23 protein-coding genes are annotated in these 21,926 nt (G+C 67.4%); 13 read left to right on the top strand and 10 right to left on the bottom strand.

Features of this window, described 5'->3' with window-relative positions; genetic code table 11:
- Positions 1 to 5: 5 nt before the first annotated feature.
- Positions 6 to 770: a sensor domain-containing protein gene (locus AU185_RS25490; RefSeq protein WP_059100583.1), complete on the bottom strand. Its 765-nt coding sequence runs from the start codon at positions 768 to 770 to the stop codon at positions 6 to 8.
- 589 nt (positions 771 to 1,359) lie between these two features.
- Here AU185_RS25490 and AU185_RS01730 point away from each other — a divergent pair.
- Together AU185_RS01730 and AU185_RS01735 are read left to right on the top strand one after the other, a co-directional pair.
- Positions 1,360 to 2,277 carry an FHA domain-containing protein gene (locus tag AU185_RS01730; protein WP_059100584.1) on the top strand — a complete coding sequence of 306 codons (918 nt, stop codon included), beginning with the start codon at positions 1,360 to 1,362 and terminating at the stop codon, positions 2,275 to 2,277.
- Positions 2,278 to 2,363: 86 nt separating this feature from the next.
- Complete coding sequence (locus AU185_RS01735; RefSeq protein WP_059100585.1) at positions 2,364 to 3,848, top strand: neutral zinc metallopeptidase; 1,485 nt, start codon at positions 2,364 to 2,366, stop codon at positions 3,846 to 3,848.
- Positions 3,849 to 3,863: 15 nt separating this feature from the next.
- On the opposite strand, the gene AU185_RS01740 is transcribed toward AU185_RS01735, so the two are convergent.
- The 3 genes from AU185_RS01740 to AU185_RS01750 form a co-directional block, all read right to left on the bottom strand.
- Positions 3,864 to 4,676 (bottom strand): DUF427 domain-containing protein, encoded by an 813-nt coding sequence (locus AU185_RS01740; RefSeq protein ID WP_059100586.1) that lies wholly within the window; start codon positions 4,674 to 4,676, stop codon positions 3,864 to 3,866.
- Between the two features lie 24 nt (positions 4,677 to 4,700).
- The gene (locus AU185_RS01745; protein WP_059100587.1) at positions 4,701 to 6,083 is read right to left on the bottom strand and encodes an acyl-CoA dehydrogenase family protein; all 1,383 of its coding nucleotides are present in this window, start codon (positions 6,081 to 6,083) and stop codon (positions 4,701 to 4,703) included.
- Positions 6,084 to 6,185: 102 nt separating this feature from the next.
- Positions 6,186 to 6,485 carry a hypothetical protein gene (locus tag AU185_RS01750; protein ID WP_059100588.1) on the bottom strand — a complete coding sequence of 100 codons (300 nt, stop codon included), beginning with the start codon at positions 6,483 to 6,485 and terminating at the stop codon, positions 6,186 to 6,188.
- Positions 6,486 to 6,711: 226 nt separating this feature from the next.
- Between AU185_RS01750 and AU185_RS01755 the strand changes: the two genes are divergently transcribed.
- Positions 6,712 to 7,026 (top strand): hypothetical protein, encoded by a 315-nt coding sequence (locus AU185_RS01755; RefSeq protein ID WP_059100589.1) that lies wholly within the window; start codon positions 6,712 to 6,714, stop codon positions 7,024 to 7,026.
- Here AU185_RS01755 and AU185_RS01760 read toward each other — a convergent pair.
- Entirely contained in the window at positions 7,023 to 7,292 is a 270-nt protein-coding gene (locus AU185_RS01760; protein WP_059100590.1) for a hypothetical protein, read from the bottom strand. The two genes, AU185_RS01755 and AU185_RS01760, sit on opposite strands and share 4 nt — an antisense overlap.
- 92 nt (positions 7,293 to 7,384) lie before the next feature.
- On the opposite strand from AU185_RS01760, the gene AU185_RS01765 reads away from it, so the two are divergent.
- Complete coding sequence (locus tag AU185_RS01765) at positions 7,385 to 8,353, top strand: pirin family protein (protein WP_059100591.1); 969 nt, start codon at positions 7,385 to 7,387, stop codon at positions 8,351 to 8,353.
- Here the strand turns inward: AU185_RS01765 and AU185_RS01770 are convergent.
- Together AU185_RS01770 and AU185_RS01775 are read right to left on the bottom strand one after the other, a co-directional pair.
- Entirely contained in the window at positions 8,334 to 10,502 is a 2,169-nt protein-coding gene (locus AU185_RS01770; protein ID WP_059100592.1) for an FUSC family protein, read from the bottom strand. The genes AU185_RS01765 and AU185_RS01770 overlap by 20 nt on opposite strands.
- Positions 10,503 to 10,517: 15 nt before the next feature.
- Positions 10,518 to 11,084: a TetR/AcrR family transcriptional regulator gene (locus AU185_RS01775; protein WP_059100593.1), complete on the bottom strand. Its 567-nt coding sequence runs from the start codon at positions 11,082 to 11,084 to the stop codon at positions 10,518 to 10,520.
- 132 nt (positions 11,085 to 11,216) lie between these two features.
- On the opposite strand from AU185_RS01775, the gene AU185_RS01780 reads away from it, so the two are divergent.
- The 9 genes from AU185_RS01780 to AU185_RS01820 all read left to right on the top strand — a co-directional run bounded on the left by AU185_RS01780 (position 11,217) and on the right by AU185_RS01820 (position 19,429).
- A complete protein-coding gene (locus AU185_RS01780; protein ID WP_059100779.1) occupies positions 11,217 to 11,852 on the top strand; it encodes a TetR/AcrR family transcriptional regulator in 636 nt (211 codons plus the stop codon).
- A 66-nt stretch (positions 11,853 to 11,918) separates the two neighbouring features.
- Positions 11,919 to 12,854 (top strand): class I SAM-dependent methyltransferase, encoded by a 936-nt coding sequence (locus AU185_RS01785; protein ID WP_059100594.1) that lies wholly within the window; start codon positions 11,919 to 11,921, stop codon positions 12,852 to 12,854.
- Positions 12,855 to 12,967: 113 nt separating this feature from the next.
- Complete coding sequence (locus AU185_RS01790; RefSeq protein ID WP_059100595.1) at positions 12,968 to 14,368, top strand: aldehyde dehydrogenase family protein; 1,401 nt, start codon at positions 12,968 to 12,970, stop codon at positions 14,366 to 14,368.
- 72 nt (positions 14,369 to 14,440) lie between these two features.
- Complete coding sequence (locus AU185_RS01795; RefSeq protein ID WP_059100596.1) at positions 14,441 to 15,304, top strand: SDR family oxidoreductase; 864 nt, start codon at positions 14,441 to 14,443, stop codon at positions 15,302 to 15,304.
- A 10-nt stretch (positions 15,305 to 15,314) separates the two neighbouring features.
- Complete coding sequence (locus tag AU185_RS01800; RefSeq protein ID WP_059100597.1) at positions 15,315 to 16,280, top strand: NADPH:quinone oxidoreductase family protein; 966 nt, start codon at positions 15,315 to 15,317, stop codon at positions 16,278 to 16,280.
- A complete protein-coding gene (locus AU185_RS01805) occupies positions 16,281 to 16,985 on the top strand; it encodes a haloacid dehalogenase type II (RefSeq protein WP_059100598.1) in 705 nt (234 codons plus the stop codon). It abuts the gene before it with no gap.
- 25 nt (positions 16,986 to 17,010) lie between these two features.
- Positions 17,011 to 17,760, top strand: a complete 750-nt coding sequence (locus AU185_RS01810; RefSeq protein ID WP_059100599.1) for a methyltransferase domain-containing protein — start codon at positions 17,011 to 17,013, stop codon at positions 17,758 to 17,760.
- Between the two features lie 10 nt (positions 17,761 to 17,770).
- The gene (locus AU185_RS01815; RefSeq protein WP_059100600.1) at positions 17,771 to 18,256 is read left to right on the top strand and encodes a DUF456 domain-containing protein; all 486 of its coding nucleotides are present in this window, start codon (positions 17,771 to 17,773) and stop codon (positions 18,254 to 18,256) included.
- Between the two features lie 9 nt (positions 18,257 to 18,265).
- Positions 18,266 to 19,429 carry an LLM class flavin-dependent oxidoreductase gene (locus AU185_RS01820; protein ID WP_059100601.1) on the top strand — a complete coding sequence of 388 codons (1,164 nt, stop codon included), beginning with the start codon at positions 18,266 to 18,268 and terminating at the stop codon, positions 19,427 to 19,429.
- Between the two features lie 84 nt (positions 19,430 to 19,513).
- Here AU185_RS01820 and AU185_RS01825 read toward each other — a convergent pair whose 3' ends face one another.
- The 3 genes from AU185_RS01825 to AU185_RS01835 are packed head-to-tail and all read right to left on the bottom strand — an operon-like array spanning position 19,514 to position 21,863.
- Positions 19,514 to 20,311, bottom strand: a complete 798-nt coding sequence (locus tag AU185_RS01825; RefSeq protein WP_059100602.1) for a tyrosine-protein phosphatase — start codon at positions 20,309 to 20,311, stop codon at positions 19,514 to 19,516.
- Complete coding sequence (locus tag AU185_RS01830; protein WP_172800366.1) at positions 20,308 to 21,573, bottom strand: acyl-CoA dehydrogenase family protein; 1,266 nt, start codon at positions 21,571 to 21,573, stop codon at positions 20,308 to 20,310. Before AU185_RS01830 ends, AU185_RS01825 begins: the two co-directional genes overlap by 4 nt.
- A gap of 35 nt (positions 21,574 to 21,608) precedes the next feature.
- On the bottom strand, positions 21,609 to 21,863 hold the full coding sequence (locus tag AU185_RS01835; RefSeq protein WP_059100604.1) for a hypothetical protein: 255 nt from the start codon (positions 21,861 to 21,863) through the stop codon (positions 21,609 to 21,611).
- Between the last annotated feature and the right edge of the window lie 63 nt (positions 21,864 to 21,926).

Consider the following 21,926-nt stretch of genomic DNA (forward strand, 5'->3'; position numbering starts at 1 on the left):
CCCGGCTACGGTGCCGGCGCGATCTTGTCGGCGATGGCGGTCGCAATCGACAACCCCGCGCTGCCCACGGTCGGCGAGCAAGCGCGCACATCGACAATCACGTTGCCGCGCACTGTCATATCGCGTTCACACTGCTGACCGGCGGTTGGCGAGTTCGTGGGGAAGAGCATTACGGTCATCACTCCCGCGGTGGTCGCGGGCACGCCGACGTCGAGTTCGGTGGAATTGCCGCCGAACTCCCACCTGACGTGGCTGGATTTGCAGGCATTCCAATCGGCGACCTGCTTGTCGTAGAACGCCTTCGCCCGCCCGGCGTCGGGGAATGAGATGACGGCCTGGGCCACCTTGTGCGACGGCTCCCGGTGGACGCCTTGAATGGCCAGCCCGGTATAGCCCGAGCCGTCGTAGGTCGCCTGGTACGCCGGAGCCCACACACCGGTGCAGTGGGGCGGAGTGACGGTTCCGGCCAGCGGCGCATGCTCCGTCGGCAACGCAGTCATCCCGGTCGTGTTCAGGCGCTGGTTTATCTGCTCGGCCGGCAGCAGCAGGCCGGGCAGGGCATCGGGCGCGACCATCGGTGCCGGGGGCGGGGGTGGCGGCTGTGACGGCGGCGCGGCCGTCGGGGAGGCGGGCAGGCTCGTCGTGGGACGGGCGGGCACCTGCGCCGGGCTGGTCGGCGGCCCGGCTTCGGAGGAGCCGTCGTCGCCGCTGCTGATCACGATCAGCGCAATGACCAGGACGACAGCGAGGGCCGCGGCGGCGCCGATCACCCACTTGCGGTGTTCGGCGAGCCGGCTCGCCAGGCTGGGCTGTGGGCGCGGGACGACGTTTGACGGCTGCTGATACCCAGGGGGCCAGGAACCGGGCTGTTGGTACGGCGGCGGATTACCGCCCGGCCCGGGCTGAGATGGCTGCTGAGGCCCTGCGGGCTGACCTGGCCACCCCTGGGACGGTGGTGGTGATGCCGGCGGAGGCTGCTGTGAGCGAAGAAATTGTCCGGCGTCGAGAGTGTTTTCCTCGTGGAGGCTGCGCGGGGTGGCGGGCGCCGGAACGGTGGTCTCCGGGTCTTGGGGCTGCGCGCCCGTCGGTGGCTGTTGACCGGCTGGCCAGTCCGCCGTCTCCTCGCCGCGAGGACCTTCTGCCGGGTCGTTCGGGTTCACGCTCAGTCCCCTCACCACTGTTGTCTCATGCGTCGAGTACGCCGGCCGTGCGGCCACGCAAATCATCGCACGAACGAGCGCACCCTCAGTGCAGGAATTTTGGCACGGCGACGGTTGGGGCGAAACGGTAGCGGGCCAGCGGAATTGCTAGCATGAGCGCTCGCCGTTGGTCAGCGTCGCGGGCGCACCGGGAGGTCTCATGCACGAGGGACGGTCCGCCGGAGCCGAAGCGCGACAAGGCGAGGTGGCGACGCTGACGGTGCACGTCGCCGGCGTCGACTACACCGCACATCCCGACGGGGGCGCTGTCACGATCGGCCGCGAGTTGCCTGCGCAGATCCGCATCGACGAGCCACGCATCTCACGCATGCATGTCCGCCTCGAACCGGCCGGTGACCACTGGGTCTTGACCGATACCGGAAGCCGGAACGGCACCTACTTCGACAGGCGGCGCGTCGATTCCCTTGCGATCGACCGCGAACTCGACGTCTATTTGGGCAACCCTGACGGCGTTTGTCTGCGGCTGCGTCCCTCGGTCGGTGCAGACACCGACGCCGTGGCGGCGCCCGCGTCAACGGACACGTTCTCCCCGGATGTGACGGCGACGGACACCGACGACGCCGAGCCCGAGCCCGAGGAAGAGTCCACCGAGGCGATCACGCCGACCGTGCAGGTGGCGGTCGCCATCGACGCGGCCGACATCGCGCTGCGCGGTCTCTACGCGCGCGTGGCCATGCTGCCCATGAGCGACGACCCGCAGTTCGCCCCCGAAGCCGCCGCGTTGCTGTCCGAGCTGCGCCGCCTCAAGACGTCGCTCACCAACGCCGCGCGCAGCGCTACCGGGCGGCCCGAACTGGCGATCGCCCTCGGCGAGGTCCGGCAGGCATACACCGATCTGATGCGCCGCGCCGCACGCGCCCCCGCAGCGACCCTGGGTCAGCGTCTCTACGAAGCGCGCCACCGCTGCCAATTGACGGTGCAGGAAACCGCCAACGCCGCCGGCGTCACCGTCGATGACGTCATCAACACTGAATCCGACCTCGCGGTGCCGGGCCCCGCCGCGGCCACCCTGCAGCGGTTCGTCGACATCCTCGAGCACGGCTGGGAACGGCGATGAAGCTCCGGCGGGCCAAATTGGTGTCGGGGTAGGGGTCGTGGCGCCGTTAGCATCAGAGCGCAACGCCAGAGCGGAAAGTAGGGGCCATGAGGCTTATCGGGCAGGTGTCGCGCCGTAGCGGTGGGTGGCTGTCGCCGGCCTTGGTGTCGGCTGCGGTCAGCGCCGTCGTGCTCACCGGCTGCTCCACCGTCGAAGGCCAGGCGGTGTCCAGTCTGTACAACCCCAACAGCGTGGGCGGTCTGCCGGTTGTCGACGGCCCGAGCGGCCTTCGCCCCGATGCTGCCGAACCCACCGGAGAAGTCCGCTTCACCGACGACGGGCCCGTCGACCGGATGGCGCTGTCGGCGGTCAACGATCTCGTGCAGTACTGGGAGGAGCACTACAGCGAGGCGCTGGACGGAAGGTTCGAGCCGGTTGAGAACCTTGCGTCCTACGATTCCGAAGACCCGCTCGGCCCGCCGTTGTGCGGCCAGATTCTCTACCAGGAACCCAATGCCTTCTTTTGTCCCAGAAGCGACCTGATCGCCTGGGACAGAGGCGTTCTGGTACCCACCGGTCAGAAGTTCTTCGGTGACATGTCGGTCGCGGCGCTGATCGCACATGAGTACGGCCACGCGGTGCAGAACATGGCCGATCTGGTCGACCGGACCACCCCGACGATCGTGCGCGAGCAGCAAGCCGACTGCTTCGCGGGCAGCTACACCCGCTGGGTCGCCGAGGGGTCGTCACCGCGCTTCGAGATGAGCACCGGCGATGGGCTGAACAAGGTGCTCGCCGGGGTCATCACCATCCGGGACCCGATCCTCACACCCGAGGACGCCGAGATGGTCGAGGGTGGCCACGGCACCGCGCTGGATCGCGTCAGCGCGTTCCAATCAGGATTCACGGACGGGCTTTCAGCTTGCGCGGCAATCGATCTCGACTCGGTCGAGCAGAGTCGAGCGGATCTGCCGATCATGCTCGACGTCGATGACAGCGGCGCCTTGCAGACCGGCGAGACGGCGCTCGATGAGGCACTGGTCAAGACCGTGATCGAGGCCCTCAATTTGGAGTTCAAGCCTGCGCAGCCGCCGACGCTGTCGATGCAGCCCGGACAGTCATGCGGCGATGCCAAGGTGACCGAGCCGACGTCGTACTGCCCTGAGAACAACACGATTTCGGTCGATCTGCCGGGGCTGCAGGCTCTGGGTACCCAGGCGGGAACCGAGGAGGGTGTGCTCGTACAGGGGGACAACACCGCGATCTCGGTGCTCACGTCGCGTTACATGCTTGCGCTGCAACATCAACGGCAAGCAGAGCTCGATTCGGCTGCGGCGGCACTGCGCACCGCCTGCCTGACCGGGGTCGGTCAACGCGGCATGGTTTCGGAGGTGAAGTTGCCGTCGGGCAACTCCATCGTGTTGACCGCCGGTGACCTCGATGAGGCCGTTGCCGGCCTGCTCAACAACGGCCTGGCGGCCAGTGACGTCAACGGCAACACCGTCGCGGCCGGCTTCACCCGCATCATGGCGTTTCGTTCAGGTTTGGTGAATCCGGACACCGACGCGTGCTTCACTCGCTTCCCTGAGTAGACCGCGTCTGCGGCGCTAACTCCACTGCGTCGCCGGGCGTTCGCGGCGAACGCCATCGACAGTGACGTCGACTCGTTCGTCGAAGAAGCAGATCCGGTCACGCACCCGCGCACCGTCCGGCAGCGGATCGGGGTAGCTCCACGCCACATCGCGAGGCCCGTCGGGCACCGAAAAGTAGGACGCCCGACCCTTATAAGCGCAGTAGCTGACCGTGTCGCTGTCGGTGAGGTCGGCGAGTACGTCATCGCGCGGCAGGTAGAACCGCACCGGGAGGTGGGTTTCGAACAGCAGCAGCGGGCGGTTCGACTCGGCAAGCAGGTGTCCATCGGACTCGATGCGGACGTGCCGTCCGCTGGCCAGCACGTCGATGCGGTGGAACGGATCATGCGGATGGCCGACGATCGGCTCATCCTCTTCCAGCCATTCGAAGGCGCCGAACTCCAGAACCACATAGTCGGCCAGGTCGGCGTCGCCAGGCTGGAACGCCGCCGCCGGCGCCGTCTCCTCGCCGGCGATCACATCGAACTCGGCGCCGGGACACGTGTGAGCGCCGAACGGAACTGTCGGATCCAGCATCGCGCGGTCGGACCCGGGGCGATCGAGATCGTCGTCGCCGGACTCGGCGCCCGCTGGCGCCAGTCTCTCGACCAGGTCGGACACCGGAACCGCGTAGGTCGGCACGATTCGGCGCGGCTCCCACACGAGAAGGGCGGAACCGGTGTCGACGAGCGGTTCACCGGCCAGGCTGACGCGGATCCGCTTGGGTGTCGGTTCGTATCGCAGAGTGTCGAGGCTCCCGCGCAGGAGTTCGGCCATACTGACGCTCATTTCGGGATACCCCCTGTCCGCGAATCACTTTCGAGGCGGGCGCAACACGTTCATCGCCAACCGCATTATCGGCGCAGGCACCCGATCCTTGGCGGCGAGTGCGGCGTCGGCGGCGCGTCCGCGTAGCGGCGTGCCACGGCCGAAGACGCGATTGATCGGGCCGCCGGTGGGTTCGAGGTCGAAATGCAGTGGCGGCTTGCCGTCGGCGGCACCGAGCGCATTGGATATCACGATGCGTTGAATCTCGCTGGTGCCCTCGAAGATGGTGTACAACTTGGCGTCTCGATACCACTTCTCGACGGGATGGTCAGTGATGTACCCCCAGCCGCCCATCGTCTGGATGGCGCGTTCGGTGGCGCGGACCGCGACCTCGCTGGCGGCCAGCTTGCACATCGACCCCTCGCCGCGTTCGAACGGCACGCCGCTCGCGGCCATCCAGGACGCGCGCCAGGTCAGCAGGCGGGCGGCGTCGAGCCCCGTCGCCAGTTCGGCGAGCGGAAACGCGATGCCCTGGTTGTCGATGATGGGCGCACCGAACGCTTCCCGCCGGTTCGCATACTCCGTCGCGTATTCCAGTGCAGCCCTGGCAATCCCGAGTGCTTGCGCGGCGACCATCGGACGCGTCTGCTCGAAGGTGCCCAGTGTCGCCGAACCGGAGTGCTGCCCACCTTCGACGGCCTCGCGCGCCTTGGCGAGTTTGTGGTCGAGCTTCTCCTGACCGCCGAGCAGGTTGGCGGCCGGCACCCGGACGCTGTTGAACCTCAACTCCGCGGTATGCGACGCGCGGCAGCCGAGCTTGTCGAGCTTGCGGACCAGCTCCAGACCAGGCGTGCCGCCGGGCACGATGAACAGCGCCTGTCCCTTGTGCCCGAGTTCTTCGTCGACGACGGCGTTGACCACATGGACGTCGGCGATGCCGCCGTTGCCGATCCACATCTTGTGGCCGTCGATGATCCAATCGTCACCGTCGCGGTGCGCGCGGGTGCGCAGGTTGCGAACGTCGCTGCCGCCTTCGGGTTCGGATATCGCCAACGCGGCCAGCTTCAGGTCCCCTGGTGTGCCGAAGCATTCGGGCGCCCACTCCAGCATCTGTTCCGGAGACGCGGCCTGCCCGATCGCGGACAGCGCGAGCGCGGGCATCACCACCGCCAGCCCGATCCCGGCGCATCCCCAGAACAGCTCCTCCATGAACATCGGCAGCGACAGCCCGGTCGGATCCCCGATGAGGTCCCGATAGAACAGCGGGCTGTAGAACCCCCGAACAGCCGCTTCTTCCAAGACCGGCCACGGGAACTCCTGACGCTGGTCGTACTCGAGAGCAACCGGACGGATGCACTGCTCGGCGAACTCGTGTGTCCGTTGCGCGAGGTCGTGCTGGGCGGCGGTGGGCGTGAGGTCGAAGGCCACGTCAGTCTGTTAGCCAGCCGAGGGCGTTGCGAAACACTTGTTCGCCAACATGACAAAGCCCCCGGATGCGGTGGCATCACGGGGGCCTGTCTGGCGGGCGAGCTACTTGATGTCTACATAGACGGTCTTGGTGGTCACCCGGGTGGTGCGGTCACCACCGACGCCGAGGCTGTTGGTCTCGGTGTAGGTCTGACCGGGGCGCACCGCCACGACGGACGCCTTGTCCAGCGGGGCGTTGCCGATCCGGTTCACGATCACGTTGTAGCCCTGCGATTGGAGCTCGCTGATGGTCTGCTGCGCGTTTCCCGGTCCGGACGGAGCAGCCTGGACAGGCGCTGCCAGTCCGATCAGAGCGGCGGCCAAGGCGCTGGCGGCGACGGTGGCGATCCCAAACTTCTTCATTTCGGACCCTTCTTCCCTCGTGCGTTTGGTATCCGAGCCGTGGCGTGTGTCGCGGTTCGTAGCTGCAGCTGATCTTGGAAACCACGAGGTCAACGCTTTTAATTCCGATGGCAGAAATTGGTTGCCGGATGGCAGCAATTCGCCTGCGGGACAGCCGATCGCCGATGTTCGGACGGCCGAATACGGCCATGGCTCGCGGTAGGCTGGTCGAACGTATGATCGAACCGTGGGTGGGTTGAAGGGCATCGGGTACAACGGCCAGCCCGTTGCGCACGCCTTCCGCCGCGTCGACCCGCCGGTCACCGTCCTCATAGATCTTGCCGCGGTGTTCCCGCGCGAACCGCATGCCGTCGGCGGTTACAACCCGGCGGGGCTGCAGATGCACGCCGTCGTCGACGGGCGACTCACGTGCTGGGGCTTGTGCGAGCAGGGCCACTGGTGGGGCCTGGTCACCTACGAGATCGCCTACGGCACGCGCCGTAAGGCGGTGACGCACTGGATCCCCGCATGGACCCTCAAGCCCAAACCGAGTGATGGCTAGCAGGCCGCCTGGCCCAAGCGCCGCTGCGCCTCTCCCTGGGAAATCCGCAGTCGTCTGGCGACCTCCTTGGCCGACGAACCGCCGACGGCGAGGAGCCGTCCCAACAGCCGCCGGTCGAGTGCCGCGCGTTGGTGGTCCAGTCGGTCCAGTCGCTCGATCAGCGCGTAGAGATCGGTGCGCGACAAATCGTCCAACCGCAGGGCCGCTACCTGCTTGTAGGCGGACTCGAGCGCGGTGAGCACGTCGGTAACCTGTTTCGAACGCATGTACGAATGGTAACTCCGCGCAGTGACGCCGGCAGAAAGTCGGCCATGAGCCCCGCGGGAATGTATCGGACCGCAGTCCGGTTATCTCAGGCATGCCTGCAATCACAGCCGATACCCTCACCCTTCCGCGCATCACCGCCGCCGCCCCGGCGGACACCGAACGCCCCGTGCGCTCGATCACCACCGGGCCGCGGGGCTTTGAAGGCGAAGGTTTCCCGGTGGTGCGCGCCTTCGCCGGCGTTGCCGCTGCCGATCTCGACCCGTTCGTGCATATGGATCAGATGGGCGAGGTCGAGTACGAACCCGGAGAACCGCGCGGCACCGACTGGCATCCCCACCGCGGGTTCGAGACCGTCACCTACATGATCGACGGTCGCTTCGCTCACCAGGACTCCCACGGCGGCGGCGGCCTGATCACCGACGGCGCCACCCAGTGGATGACCGCCGGTTCGGGCATCCTGCACATCGAAACTCCGCCCGCCGAACTCGTCGAGCGTGGCGGCGTATTCCACGGCATCCAGCTGTGGGTGAACTTGCCCCGCACCGACAAGTTCGCCACCCCGAGGTACCAGGCCATCGAGGGTAACGAGGTGCAGCTGTTGTCATCGGACGACGGCGGGGCGCTGCTTCGCATCATCGCGGGCGACGTCGACGGTCACGTCGGCCCCGGAGCCACGCACACCCCGATCACGCTGGCGCATGCGACTATTCAGCCCGGCGCGCGACTCGATATGCCCTGGAACCGCGAATTCAACGCGCTCGTATACATCCTGTCCGGGCAGGGGTCGGTGGGGCCGGTGGCCCATCCCATCCGTCAGGGACAGCTCGCAGTGCTCGGTCCCGGCGACCGGATCACCGTTGCGGCACAGCCGAAACAGGACGCCCACCGGCCCGCGCTCGAGGCGCTGATCCTGGGCGGCAGGCCGATTCGCGAACCGGTTTACCAATACGGACCGTTCGTGATGAACAGCAAGGCCGAGCTTGTCCAGGCGCTGGAGGACTACCAGGCCGGCAAGTTCGGCACGATACCGCCGAACGCCCTTATGCCGCACCGCCCTTAGTCGCATCGGCCGAGGTGGCCTTCGGGTACAGCAACTCCAATTCGCCGAGATGAGCCGCTACGGTCACCAGCGGCAGCGCCGCAGCGACCGCGAGGTCGTCACCGGTCGCCTCGGCGCGCAGCGTCCTCACGAAGTCGTCGCTGATCGCTGGTGGTGAATCGGCTTTGCCGCCGGTGACTCTCGCGCAGATCGCCTCCGCGTGTGCCTCCAGCACCGTGCGGGTACCGGAGTAGACCCCGTATGGCGGAGGCACGACGTCGGCGATCTGTTCCGCGGCGGCCCGCAGTCTGATCGCGCGGTTGGCCGACCGGACCGCCGGCCCGCGGATGTCGGTGGGGCCGCTGCTCTCCGAAAGGAACTGCCGAACCGCATCGTCCACGGTCCGCGACGCCTCGAGGGCATCGTGGCTCAGCGTGATCACCCGGTTGGCGGCATCTTCGGATGCACCGCGCGTCACCCGCAGCACCGCGGCATTGAGGAACGTCGCGCCGACGGCGAACGCGTCATCGATGGCCCGCGACAGCCGCGCACGTGTGCCGCGCGGCCACAACAGAATCGACACCATCACGCCCACCGCGGCGCCGACCGCAACATCCTCAACGCGGACCAACCCGACGCTCCAACCCGTCGGTGCGATGAGGTTGAAGATGATCAGCACCATCATCGTGAACGCGGCCTGACCGGCGATGAACGACGCCACCTCCGGCACGAACGCCGAACCGAACGCGACCACCGGCAGAAGCCCCCACATGACCACCGGGTCGACGCCGACCAGTTCGATGAGCCCGACACCCAACAAGAATCCGATCGCGGTGCCGGCCACCGCGCGCACCACCCGGGTGCCGGTGGTCAGCGCGCTGCTGCGTAACACCGACATCGCGCCCAGCACCACCCAGAAGCCATGCTCGAGGGGAAACAGGTGGGTGACGGCGACCGCCATCGCCAAGCCGAGACCGGTGCGAAGGCTGTTGCGTAACACCACAGCTCGAGTGGCGAGAAACCCGCGAGTGATTGCGGCGACGGCCGTCGTCTCGGGCATCACCCAGTCTGCGGTGCCCGTCTTCGGAAGCCGACGACCCAGGACCCGCGCCCACACCGGACGTGCGTCGGCCTCGGCCGCGTTGCGAATGACGCGTCCGGTCACCCCGACTGTGGCCGAGAACGTGCGACGCCCCAACAACTCTCGGCCGACGGCGACGGCGGCTGCGTCGTCCGGGGAAGCGAGGATCTCGAGGATGTCCTCACGGTAGCGGCCCTGCGCGATGGTGCGCAGTGCGGCCAGCGCCTCGTTGAGATCGGCGCTCCGGGCGCTGCGTCCGGCGGCGTCGGAAATCCGCAGCACCGCAGCGCAATCCCGCAGCACCCGGACCAGTGGGTCTTTCATGTCGCCGAGCAGCCGACCGGTGTCGTCGGTGATCCGGTCGGCGAGCCAGCCGAGGTCGTCGACCACCCGAACGAGTGCACGGCTGCCTGCTGTCAGGGCGACCGGACGAAAGTCTGCGCTGAGGAACGTTTCCCACAGCTGGTTCATCGCACGGGTCGCCTCCCTGGCCGGCACGGCGCCCGCCAGAGAGTCGGCCAGCCGGTTGCACACCCTGGCCGCGTCACCACGCAACTCGTCGTGGTGGCGTGGCGGCAGCAGGAACAGCGCAGCCGGCACGCAGACCGCCAGCGCGATGAGCCAGCCCAGCAGCCGGTCCGGAATGGGCCCAACGGGCGTACAGGCGGGCAGCACGAAGGTCAGCAGCGTCGCACGCTGCCCGGCGGCGATGATCTCGCTGAGCACACCGGAGAACGTCACCACCACCCCCAGAACGAACATCGCCGCGACGCTCAGCCACGGATACGGGGAGACCAACGTGCCCAGCGTGATCAGGATCGCGCCGTTGAAGGCCAGCCCGCAGTACGCCAGTGCGCGGGCCGGTCGGTTGCCGGGAAAGTCCACCAGGATCAGCAACGCGACCGAACCGAAGATGGTGAACATCGGCGTCTGCGAGCCGCCGCCGACCGCGAAGCTCACCGCCGCGGCGATCGGCAACACGATGGCCGCCCGCGTCGCGCGCCGCAGCGCGTCGAATTCGGGGTCGCGCCGTCGGATCCGGTTCACCACACGGCGTCGCACGGGGGTGACGACGTCAGTGAGCGACACCCCGTTACCTCCGCGCTACTCGGCGCCGGGAACCGACTCGAAGCGCCCCGAGTCGAGCGCATCGATCAGCTGATCGGCGATCCATCGCAGCACCGAGGCGTCGCGCGGCAGTGTCGCCTGCTCATAGCCGACCAACAGGTACACCGCCCAGGCCGCGAACGCCTGCGCCTGCCGCTTGTGCTGCAGAACCTCGAACGCCGCCTCGTACAGGACGTCGAAGCGTTGTTGATCGACCGCGACCTGCACCGCATACACATGCGGATCCAGCGCACTCCACACCCGGATGGCGGCCTCTGCGCCGTGGGGCAATTCGCGGCCGGTCTGGATCAGCGCGTCGATGCGGCGTCGAGGATCTGGTTCGGCACGCACTGCTTCGATCACCCGCACGGTGCGGACCTGCATCCAGTGCGAGAGCAGTTCCTTGGTGTAGGCGGGCCAGTTCGGGAAGTAGTGGTAGAACGACCCGGTGGTGACGCCCAGGCGCTGACAGACCTCGGCCAGCTTCAAGCCGCCGTACCCGAGATTGGAGAGGATGTCGAGGCCGGTCTCGAAGTAGCCCTCCCGCGATACCACGCCCGCCATGGGACGCGACACTAGTTCTTCGCCAGCCGAATTCTCTACGGCCGACTCTGCGGTGGATCGCTGGCATGCCCGGCCGGCAACCCCCGACAGGCAGTGTCGGAGGACGCAAGTGACGTGTGGCACAATTTGACCGTGCCGCATACGGCGAGTAGAGGTCCGGGCCGTCCCCCCGCAGCGAAGGCGGCCGAGACGCGGGAGCGCATCGTACAAGCCGCTCGCGAGGTCTTCAGCGAACTCGGATACGACGCTGCGACGTTTCAGGCGATCGCCGTCCGCGCGGATTTGACGCGTCCCGCGATCAATCACTACTTCGCGAGCAAGCAGGTGTTGTGGCGCCAAGTCGTCGAGCAGACCAACGCCGTGATCGTCAACGCCGGCAGGGCGCGTGCCGAAGGTGAGACGAACCTGCTCAGCCGATTGTCCGCATACTTCACCGCGGCGATGCAGACCGACTCCGAAGATCGTTCAGCGGCAGCGTTTTTGGTGACATCGGTGCTGGAAGCTCAGCGCCATCCCGAACTCAGCGACGACGAGCACGACTCGCTCAAGCACTCGCGCGAGTTCGTGGCGTGGGCGGTCAACGATGCGATCAAGCGCGGCGAGCTCACCACCGACACCGAAGTCGACTCGCTCGTCGAGATGTTGGTCGCGGTGATGTGGGGGATGGGTTTCTACGCGGGCTTCGTCGGCACCCACGACGAGCTCAAGGCGGTGGTGCAGCAGTTCGAGCTGCTGATGGCTAACAACCTCTGGCGGCTCAAGGGCTGAGCGGCGCGTGTGACCGGCTGAACCTTCGTATAGCTGTCCTAAGTTCTTGCGGTACGATGGCGGCCGATGAGTTCGTTGCGCACTGAAGACGACACCTGGGACATCGCGACCAGCGTGGGTTCGACGGCCGTGATGGTGGCCGCCGCCCGCGCCGCCGAGACCGCGCGGGACGACGCGCTGATCCGCGACCCGTTCGCCGAAGTGCTGGTCGCGAAGGCCGGTGGCGGGGTGTGGGACATCATGCTCGACCCCGAGGTCGGCGCGAAGGTAGCCGAGACGGACCCCGAGGTCGGTGCGATCTTCGAGCACATGGGCAATTACCAGGCCGTGCGCACGCACTTTTTCGACGAGTACTTCACCGAAGCCGCCGCGGCGGGCATCCGGCAGGTCGTCATTCTCGCGTCTGGTCTCGACTCGCGCGCGTATCGCCTGGAGTGGCCCGCGGGCACGGTGGTGTACGAAATCGATCAGCCCAAGGTGCTCGAGTTCAAGGCCGCCCGGTTGGCCGAACACGGTGCGCTGCCGACCGCCCAACGCGTCGCGGTGGCCGTCGACCTGCGCCATGATTGGCCGAAAGCGTTGCAGGAGGCCGGTTTCGACCCCGACTCGCCGACGGCGTGGCTGGCCGAGGGGCTGCTGATGTATCTCCCCGCCGATGCCCAGGACCGGCTCTTCGAGCAGATCACCGCGCTCAGCGCTGCGGGCAGCCGCGTGTCCGTAGAGACCGTCGGGGTGCAGGCCGATGAGCGGCGCGAGCAGATGCGGGAGCGTTTCGCGCGGATCCGCGCGCAGTTCGGGATGGAGGATTCCGTCGACGTCGCGGAGTTGATGTACAACGACCCGGACCGTGCCGACGTCGCCGAGTGGCTCGACGCGCACGGGTGGCGGTCGAGCGCGGTCACCTCGCAGCAGGAGATGCGCCGATTGGGGCGCTGGGTGCTGCCCGCCGAGTTGTCGGAGGACGACGGGTTCTCGGAGTTCGTCATCGCCGCGAAGGGCTGAATTCTCGCTGGGGTGGACCGTCGCGGGGGTATCACCTGCCCAACCAGTTGGTTAGGATCGGGTGCGCGTGAGGAGCGGAGATCCTCGTGCTCGGGTCGGGAAGGACACCCATCATGACCACTGAAATCGCCGCGTCGGCGCAAGCCACCGAGGACATTCCGAACGTCGTCCGTCGGCTGCGCGACACCTTCAAGACCGGACGCACGAAGAGCATCGATTGGCGCAGAGAGCAGCTCAAAGCGATGGAGCGGCTCGTCCTCGAAAACGAGCAGGCGATCGCTGCCGCGCTCGAACAGGACCTCGGCCGCAAACCGTTCGAGGCGTGGCTCGCCGACATCGCCAGCGTCGCCGGCGAAGCCAAGGACGCCGCGAAGAACGTCCGCAAATGGGCCAAGCGCAAGTACCGGATGCTCGAGATGAGCCAGCTGCCCGGCCGCGGCTGGGTCGAGTACGAACCGTTCGGCACGGTGCTGATCATCGGCGCGTGGAACTTCCCGTTCGCGTTGACACTGGGACCCGCGGTCGGTGCGATCGCCGCGGGCAACACCGTCGTGCTCAAGCCGTCCGAGGTGGCGCCGGCGTCGTCGGCGCTGATGGCCGAGCTGGTGCCCAAGTACCTCGACAATGACGCGATCGCGGTGATCGAGGGCGACGGCCGGGTCAGCCAGGAACTCATCGCGCAGGGCTTCGACTACCTGCTGTACACCGGCGGCACCGAGATCGGCCGCAAGGTCTACGAGGGTGCGGCGCCGCACCTGACTCCGGTCACCCTCGAACTCGGCGGCAAGAGCCCTGTGATCGTGTCCGCCGACGCGGACCTCGACGTCGCGGCCAAGCGCATCGCGTGGACCAAGCTGATCAACTCCGGCCAGATCTGCATCGCGCCCGACTACGTCTTGGCGGACGCAAAGATCCGCGACCCGCTCGTCGACAAGATCAAGGCCGCGGTGCAGACCTTCGAGTCCGAGAACCCCGAAGGCAAGCGCATCGTCAACGAGCGCCACTTCGACCGGCTGACCGCCGCGCTGGCCGCCACCAAGGGCGACGTCGTGATCGGCGGCGGATCGGACGCCGCGAAGGTCAGCATCCAACCCACCGTCGTCGTCGACCCCGACCCGGCGGAGCCGCTGATGACCGACGAGATCTTCGGCCCGATCCTGCCGATCATGACGGTCCAATCACTCGACGACGCAATCACTTTCGTGAACTCTCGGCCCAAGCCGCTGGCGGCCTACCTGTTCACGAAGACCAAGAGCATCCGCGAACGCGTGGTCAAGGAAATCTCCGCGGGGGGCATGGTGGTCAACCATTTGCTGTTCCACTTCGCCACCCACAAGCTGCCGTTCGGTGGCGTCGGACCGTCGGGCATGGGCGCCTACCACGGCAAGTTCGGCTTCGAGACGTTCAGCCACAAGAAGACCGTGATGACCAAGCCGACCCGACCCGACGTCGGCGCCTTCATCTACCCCCCGTATACAGAAAAGGCTTGGAAGCTCGCCAGACGGCTGTTTTAGCGATTTCGGTGTAACCGGACGCGCTCAGCGCAACCAACTACGCCGAAATCGCAGACTCTAGAAAGGAACCCCATGCCAGGAGTGCAGGATCGCGTCATCGTCGTCACCGGGGCCGGAGGCGGACTCGGGCGCGAGTACGCGCTGACCCTCGCCCGGGAGGGCGCCAGCGTCGTCGTCAACGACCTCGGCGGTTCACGCGACGGCACCGGTGCCGGACACAACATGGCCGACCAGGTCGTCAAGGAGATCAAGGACGCGGGCGGACGCGCCGTCGCAAACTACGACAGTGTCGCCGAGCCCGAGGGCGCCGAGAACATCATCAAGACCGCGCTCGACGAGTTCGGCAAGGTCGACGGCGTGGTCTCCAACGCGGGCATCCTGCGCGACGGCACGTTCCACAAGATGGAGTTCGCCAACTGGGACGCGGTGCTCAAGGTGCACCTGTACGGCGGTTACAACGTGATCCGTGCGGCGTGGCCGCACTTCCGGGAGAACAGCTTCGGCCGCGTGGTCGTCGCCACCTCCACCAGTGGGCTGTTCGGAAACTTCGGCCAGGCCAACTACGGGGCCGCCAAACTCGGTCTCGTCGGCCTGATCAACACGCTGGCCCAGGAAGGCGCGAAGTACAACATCAAGGCCAACGCGGTCGCCCCGATCGCGGCGACCCGGATGACGCAGGACATCCTGCCGCCGGAGGTCTTCGAGAAGCTGACGCCGGAGTATGTCGCCCCGGTCGTGGCCTACCTGATGACCGAGGAGTTGCCCGAGACCGCATCGGTGTTCATCGTCGGCGGCGGCAAGGTTCAGCGCACCGCGCTGTTCCAGAACGAGGGCATCACGTTCTCCGAGGTTCCCTCGGTCGACGACATCGCCGCGAAGTGGGGCGAGATCACCGACCTGTCGGCGGCGCAGCGGGCCACCTTCAGCCTCGGCTGAGCCTCCCTGCATGAAAGCGCTTGTCGCGCAGGAGCTCACCGGACCCAGCGGGCTTTGCCTAACCGATGTCGACGAGGTTGCCGGCGGCGACGACGTGGTGGTCGTCGACGTCGGCGCGGCCGGAGTCAGTTTCCCCGACCTGTTGCTGTTGCGCGGCGAGTATCAGCTGCGGCTGGAGCCGCCGTTCATTCCCGGCATGGAGGTCGCCGGGGTGGTGCGGTCGGCACCGTACGAGTCGGAGTTCAAACCGGGTCAGCGGGTGACCGCGCTCTCGATGCTCGGGGCGTGGGCTGAGCAGGTGGCGGTGCAGCCCGCCAACCTCATGCGCACCCCGGACGACCTGGACGACGCAGAATCCGTTGCGCTGCTGGGCAATTACCAGACGATGTACTTCGCACTGGCCAAACGGGGAGCGCTGCGGCCGGGCGAGACCGTGCTGGTGCTGGGATCGGCCGGCGGCGTCGGCACTGCAGCCGTGCAGATTGCAAAGGCATTGGGCGCCACGGTGATCGCGATGGTGCACCGACCGCACGCGGCCGATTTCGTCGAATCGCTGGGCGCCGATGTGGTGTTGCCGCTCGCCGAGGGTTGGCTGGAGGCGGTCAAAGATGCGACCGACGGCCGAGGCGTCGACCTGGTGGTGGACCCGATCGGCGGCGACGCCTTCGACGACGCGATCCGCGCGCTCGCTGTCGAGGGCCGACTGCTGGTGATCGGCTTTGCGGCAGGCGGAATTCCGACGGTGAAGGTGAACCGGTTGTTGCTGCGCAATGTCGCGGTGATCGGCGTCGGCTACGGCGAGTACGTCAACCGCAAGCCGGGCTCGCAGTCCGTGTTCGAGTTCGGGGTGGCGGAGTTGGTCAAAGCCGGGCTGCGGCCGCCGCCGCCGGTGCGCTTTCCGCTGTCCAAGGGTGCCGAAGCGCTGCAGGCGCTGGCCGACGGCGGGGTGCTGGGTAAGCTCGTGCTGGAGCCTTAGATGGCGCCGCGGGCGTTGGCGTTCGACGTGTTCGGCACGGTTGTCGACTGGCGCTCGTGCATCATCCGCGAGCTCGAGGACTTCGGCAAAGCCAAAGGCGTGCAACGGGATTGGGCTGCCTTCGCCGATGACTGGCGTGCCGGCTACCCGCCGGCGATGGACCGGGTGCGCCGCGGCGAGCTGCCGTGGACCAAGATCGACGGCCTGCACCGAATGATCCTCGTCGACCTGCTCGCCAAGGCCGACATCACCGCCGACGGCGATGCTGTCGACCACCTCAATCGCGCCTGGCATCGCCTCGACCCGTGGCCCGACACGGTCGCTGGGCTCACGCGACTCAAGCGCAAGTTCGTGATCACGACGCTGTCGAACGGCAACGTCTCGCTGCTGACCAACATGGCCAAGCGCGCCGCGCTGCCGTGGGACTGCGTGATCTCGGCCGAATTGTTCCGCCACTACAAGCCCGACCCCGAGGCCTACCTCGGCTGCGCCGAACTGCTCGACGTGGCGCCCGATGAGCTGATGCTGGTGGCCGCGCACACCAGCGATCTGCGCGGGGCGAAACGCGCAGGGCTGATGACGGCATGGGTGGACAGGCCGCTGGAATACGGTGCGGGAAGGCGCCGCCCGTCGAAAATCGGCGATGGTGAATTCGACGTGATGGCAACGGATTTCCTTGACCTCGCGACGAAGCTGGGCGCGTGACATCGCGAACGGCTAGCGTGGAGGAGTGACCGATCAGTCGACAACCACGCTTCCGCCCGCGTTGCGCAGGGCGGTCGAACTCTTCCCCGACCCGCCATCGTCTGTTGACGTCAGCAAGGGCTACCTGGACCTGCTCAGCGATCGGACGTCGACCGACCATGCACCGCCGAAGAACACCGGCTTCATCCAGGCCGCCTGGGCATCGGGCCTTGGGTCCATGCTCTACGACAACGCGCAGGCGTTCGCGCGCAGATTCGTCGGCGCGTGGCAGCTGCCCATCGACTCGCTGAACATCCCCCGGGGCGGCATCGCACTCGACGTCGGAAGCGGCCCGGGCAACGTGACCGCATCGCTGGCGCGTGTCGCCGGTCCGGACGGTCTGGCCCTCGGCGTCGACATCTCCGAACCGATGCTGGCTCGGGCGGTGCGCGCACAGGCCGGCTCGAACGTCGGGTTCCTGCGCGCCGACGCCCAGCGGTTGCCATTTCGGGAAGCGAGCATCGACGCGGTGAGCTCCCTCGCGGTGCTGCAGCTGATTCCCGAGCCCTCGGCGGCAGTCGCGGAGATGTATCGGGTGCTGCGGCCCGGCGGCCGGATCGCGATCATGGTGCCCACGGTGGGCCACGTGCCTGCGCCGCTTCGGCTGTTGTCGAGCGGCGGGGCGCACTTCTTCGGTGAGGACGAACTCGGCGACCTGTTCGAGCAACAGGGGTTCATCAGCGTGCGCACCAAATCCCTCGCCAACATCCAATGGGTGCGGGCGCACCGTCCGTGAGGCGCGAGCCATGAGCGCCGGCGGCATCGTGCTTGTGGCGCTGGCCATCGCGGTCGGCATCGTCGGCATCGTGGTTCCGCTGCTGCCCGGAACCCTGTTGGTGTTCGGCGCGATCGCGGTGTGGGCCGTCGTCGAGAATGAACCCACCGCATGGGTGACGTTCGGCGCGGCGACGGTGCTCCTCGGCGCAGCCATGCTGATCAAGTACACCTGGCCGATGCGGCGGATGCGCGAGGCCGATGTGCGGACGTGGAGCCTGGTCGCCGGCGGCACGCTCGGCATCATCTGCTTCTTCGTGATCCCGGTTCTCGGCCTGCCGATCGGCTTCGTGCTGGGCATCTACCTCGCTGAACTGGCCAATCGGCACGACCAACGCGTCGCCTGGACATCGACAAAGCATGCGCTGAAAGGCGTCGCCCTGTCGGTCGGTGTGGAACTGGCCGGCGCGCTGCTCGCCACCGTCATTTGGGTCATCGGGGTGTACTTGACGCAGTAGCTTGCTGGAATGGCCAAGCTGCGCTTCGGATACTTCATCGCACCGTTTCACCGCGCCGGGACGAATCCAACGCTTGCCCTGCAACGCGACCTCGAACTCGTCGAGCACCTCGACGCGGTCGGATACGACGAGGCGTGGATCGGCGAGCACCACTCGGCGGGCAGCGAGATCATCAGCTCGCCCGAGGTGTTCATCGCCGCGGCGGCCCAGCGCGCCAAACGCATCCGGTTCGGCACGGGCGTGATCTCGCTGGCGTACCACAACCCGCTGTGGACGGCCGACCGGCTGATGCTGCTCGACCACCTCACCCACGGCCGCATCATCGGCGGTATGGGACCGGGTTCGCTGCCCACCGACGCCGCGATGATCGGTCTGACGCCCACCGACACCCGCGAGCTGCTGGAGACCAACCTCGACATCGTGGTCCGCTTACTCAACGGCGAGACCGTCTCGGCGAAGACCCCGACGCACGAACTGTTCGATGCGCGACTGCAACTGGCGCCCTACTCGGAGGAGGGCATCCCGCTGGCCGTCGCCGCGGTGGCGTCCCCGACCGGCGCGCGGCTGGCGGGCAAGCACGGCATCGGCCTGCTGTCGATCGGCGCGACGCTGGTCGTCGAGGGGTTCGACGCGCTCGCCCATCACTGGGGCATCGTCGAGGAGCGCGCCGCCACGTTCGGCACCACAGTCGACCGCCGCAACTGGTCGCTGGTCGGGCCGTTCCACATCGCCGAGACCGATGAGCAGGCCCGCGCCGACGTCCGGTTCGGTATCGAGCCATGGTTCAACTACTTCCAGAAAATCGCGGCGTTCCCGCAGATGACGATTCCGGGCGACCGCATCGACGACATGATCGACATCATCAACGAGGCCGGCGCCGGGGTGATCGGCACGCCGGAGCGGGCCCGCGCTCAGGTGCAGCGGTTGTGGGATCAGTCCGGTGGGTTCGGGTGCCTGCTGCAGATGGGCCACGAGTGGGCCAACCCGGCGGCCACCAAACGTTCGGCGGAATTGTTCGCCGCCGAGGTGTTCCCGCATTTCCAGGGTCAGGCGCAGCCGACGCTGGACGCCGCGGCGCGGGCCGGCCAAGTACGCGAGGAATTCGCCCAGTCGCAGCTCAGCGCGATCGACCACATGACCAAGAAGTACGAGGCGGAAAAGGGCGGCAAGTAGCCGCTAGTAGCCGGCCGAGCGTGGGCTCATGTCACGCCAAAACCGCAAACAGCGTGCGGGGTAACCCACGTTTGCGGGCGAAGATCAGCCGAGCAGCGCGGCGCGTAGCCGGGTGACCTCGTCGTCTGGCACGCCCGCTGCCTCGAGATAGCCGCGCAAAGAACCGTAGTTCTGGTCGATCGAACGGCGCGCGGCGGCGAGATACTCCTCGCGCACGCCGAGCACCGCGTCGGTCAGTCGCGCCTCCACGAACGTGACTTCCTCGTCGGTCTCGGTCCGCTCGCGCACCGACCTCATGATCTGCTCCCGAAGTTGCGGCACCGCGTCGTTGCTGCGCAGAAAATCCGCCATGATCACGTCGCGGTCGACGCCCACCGCGCCGAGGGCGGTGGCCACCGCGAAGCCGGTGCGGTCCTTGCCGGCGAAGCAGTGCGCGATGACCGGACGGCCCGCCGCCAGTAGTGAAATGACCTGCCGCACAGCGCGTTGTGCGCCGGGCAACGTCGGGAACCGCTGGTACTCCTCGGTCATGAACCGCAGGGCGGCCACGCTGACGTCCTCGTCGTCGGGCTTGTCGGTCATCATCCTCTGGAAGGCCGACTCGTGCGGTGCCTCGGCGGACACCGCGGTGACCTCGTGGAAGTGGAGGTGGTGCACTTCCACGCCCGAGGGCACCGCCCCCGTGCCGTGACGCTCCACCTCCCGCGCCGAGCGCAGATCGGCCACATCGGTGATGCCCAGTTCGACGAGGCGGCGACGGCCGGTGTCGTCCAGACCACTCAGCTCGCTGGACCGGAAGAACCGGCCCGGGCGCACGCCCGTCTCGGCCGCGACGTCACGGAAGTTCCATGCGCCCGAGAGCTCGCCGAGTCCGATCGTCACCGGCCGGTCACCGCCGTGTTGGATTGGCGGCTCGCCGCCGGGTTGGATTGACGGCTCGCCGCCGATACGAAAGCGCTTTTCTCCCTACCGAGTTCAGCCCGGGCGATGGTGCGCATGTGCACCTCGTCGGGCCCGTCGAACAGTCGCATCGCGCGGTGCCAGCTGTACAGCCGGGCCAGCGGGAAGTCGTCGCTGACCCCGGCGGCGCCGTGCACCTGGATGGCGCGGTCGATCACGTCACATGCCACTTGGGGCGCGACCGACTTGATCTGGCTCACCAACACGTGAGCTTCCTTGTTGCCGCGCTGGTCGATGGTCCACGCGGCCTTCTCGCACAACAGCCGCGCCTGATCGATTTCGTTGCGCGACTTGGCGATCGCCTCACGCACCACGCCTTGCTCGGACAGCGGCTTGCCGAAGGCGACCCGCTTCTGCACCCGGTCGACCATCAACGCCAAAGCCCGCTCGGCCGCGCCCAGCGCCCGCATGCAGTGGTGGATACGGCCGGGACCCAGCCGGGCCTGGGCGATCGCGAACCCGCTGCCCTCCTCGTGCAGCAGGTTCTCGACCGGCACCCGGACGTTGTCGAAGACGATCTCGCAGTGTCCGTGCTGGTCCTGCCAGCCGAATACCGGAAGCGAGCGCTGGATGTCGACGCCGGGTGTGTCGACCGGAACCAGGATCATCGACTGTTGCTGATGGCTGGCCGCGTCGGGGTTGGTGCGGCCCATCACGATCAGGATCTTGCAGCGCGGATCGGCGGCCCCGGTGATCCACCACTTGCGGCCGTTGATGACGTAGTCGTCCCCGTCGCGCAGCATCGTCGTCTCGATGTTGCGGGCATCGCTGGAGGCCACCGCCGGTTCCGTCATCGCGAAGGCGCTGCGGATCTCGCCACCCAGCAGCGGATCAAGCCATTGCCGGCGCTGCTCCTCGGTGGCGAACAGGTGCAGCGTCTCCATGTTGCCGGTGTCCGGCGCGGCGCAGTTGAGCACCTCGGGCGCGATCTCCAGGCTCCACCCCGAAAGCTCGGCCAGCGGCGCGTACTCCAGGTTGGTCAGCCCCGAGACCGACGGCAGGAAGAGATTCCACAGCCCGCGCTCCCTGGCGAGGACTTTCAGCTCCTCGACGATCGGCGGAACGGTGTGGTCCTTGGGTCCCGCCTCTTCGCGGTAGCGGTGGTATTCGGCCTCGGCGGGGAAGACGAATTCCGTCATGAACTCGGTCAGGCGTTTGTGGTAGTCCTGTGCCTTGGCCGACATCGCGAAGTCCATGCCAGCCACGATATGACACCCGGTCAGAGCGGCTTGTGCTGCGTCGGGCTTTGTTCGGACTCCCATTTCGCCTCGAGCGAGCGGGTGACGCGCGTCCCGGCGGCGTACTCCACTTGGAACGTTCCACCGTCGTCGACCTCGTAGGTGACCACGCACGTGCCGTCGGTTTCGTCCTTGTGGACCACTTTGCACGGGACGGGGCCGGCGCCGCGGTCGACGAGCACCAGGTCGCCCGGCGTGACGTCCTCGATGCGGTCGTTTTCAGAGATGTTCGACATCCCCCCGACGGTAGCAACGACGGCCTGTCTGCGGTCTCGCGCGGCCGGCGAGGCGGCGAGCCC

Source organism: Mycobacterium sp. GA-0227b (assembly GCF_001499855.1).
Taxonomy (GTDB): domain Bacteria; phylum Actinomycetota; class Actinomycetes; order Mycobacteriales; family Mycobacteriaceae; genus Mycobacterium.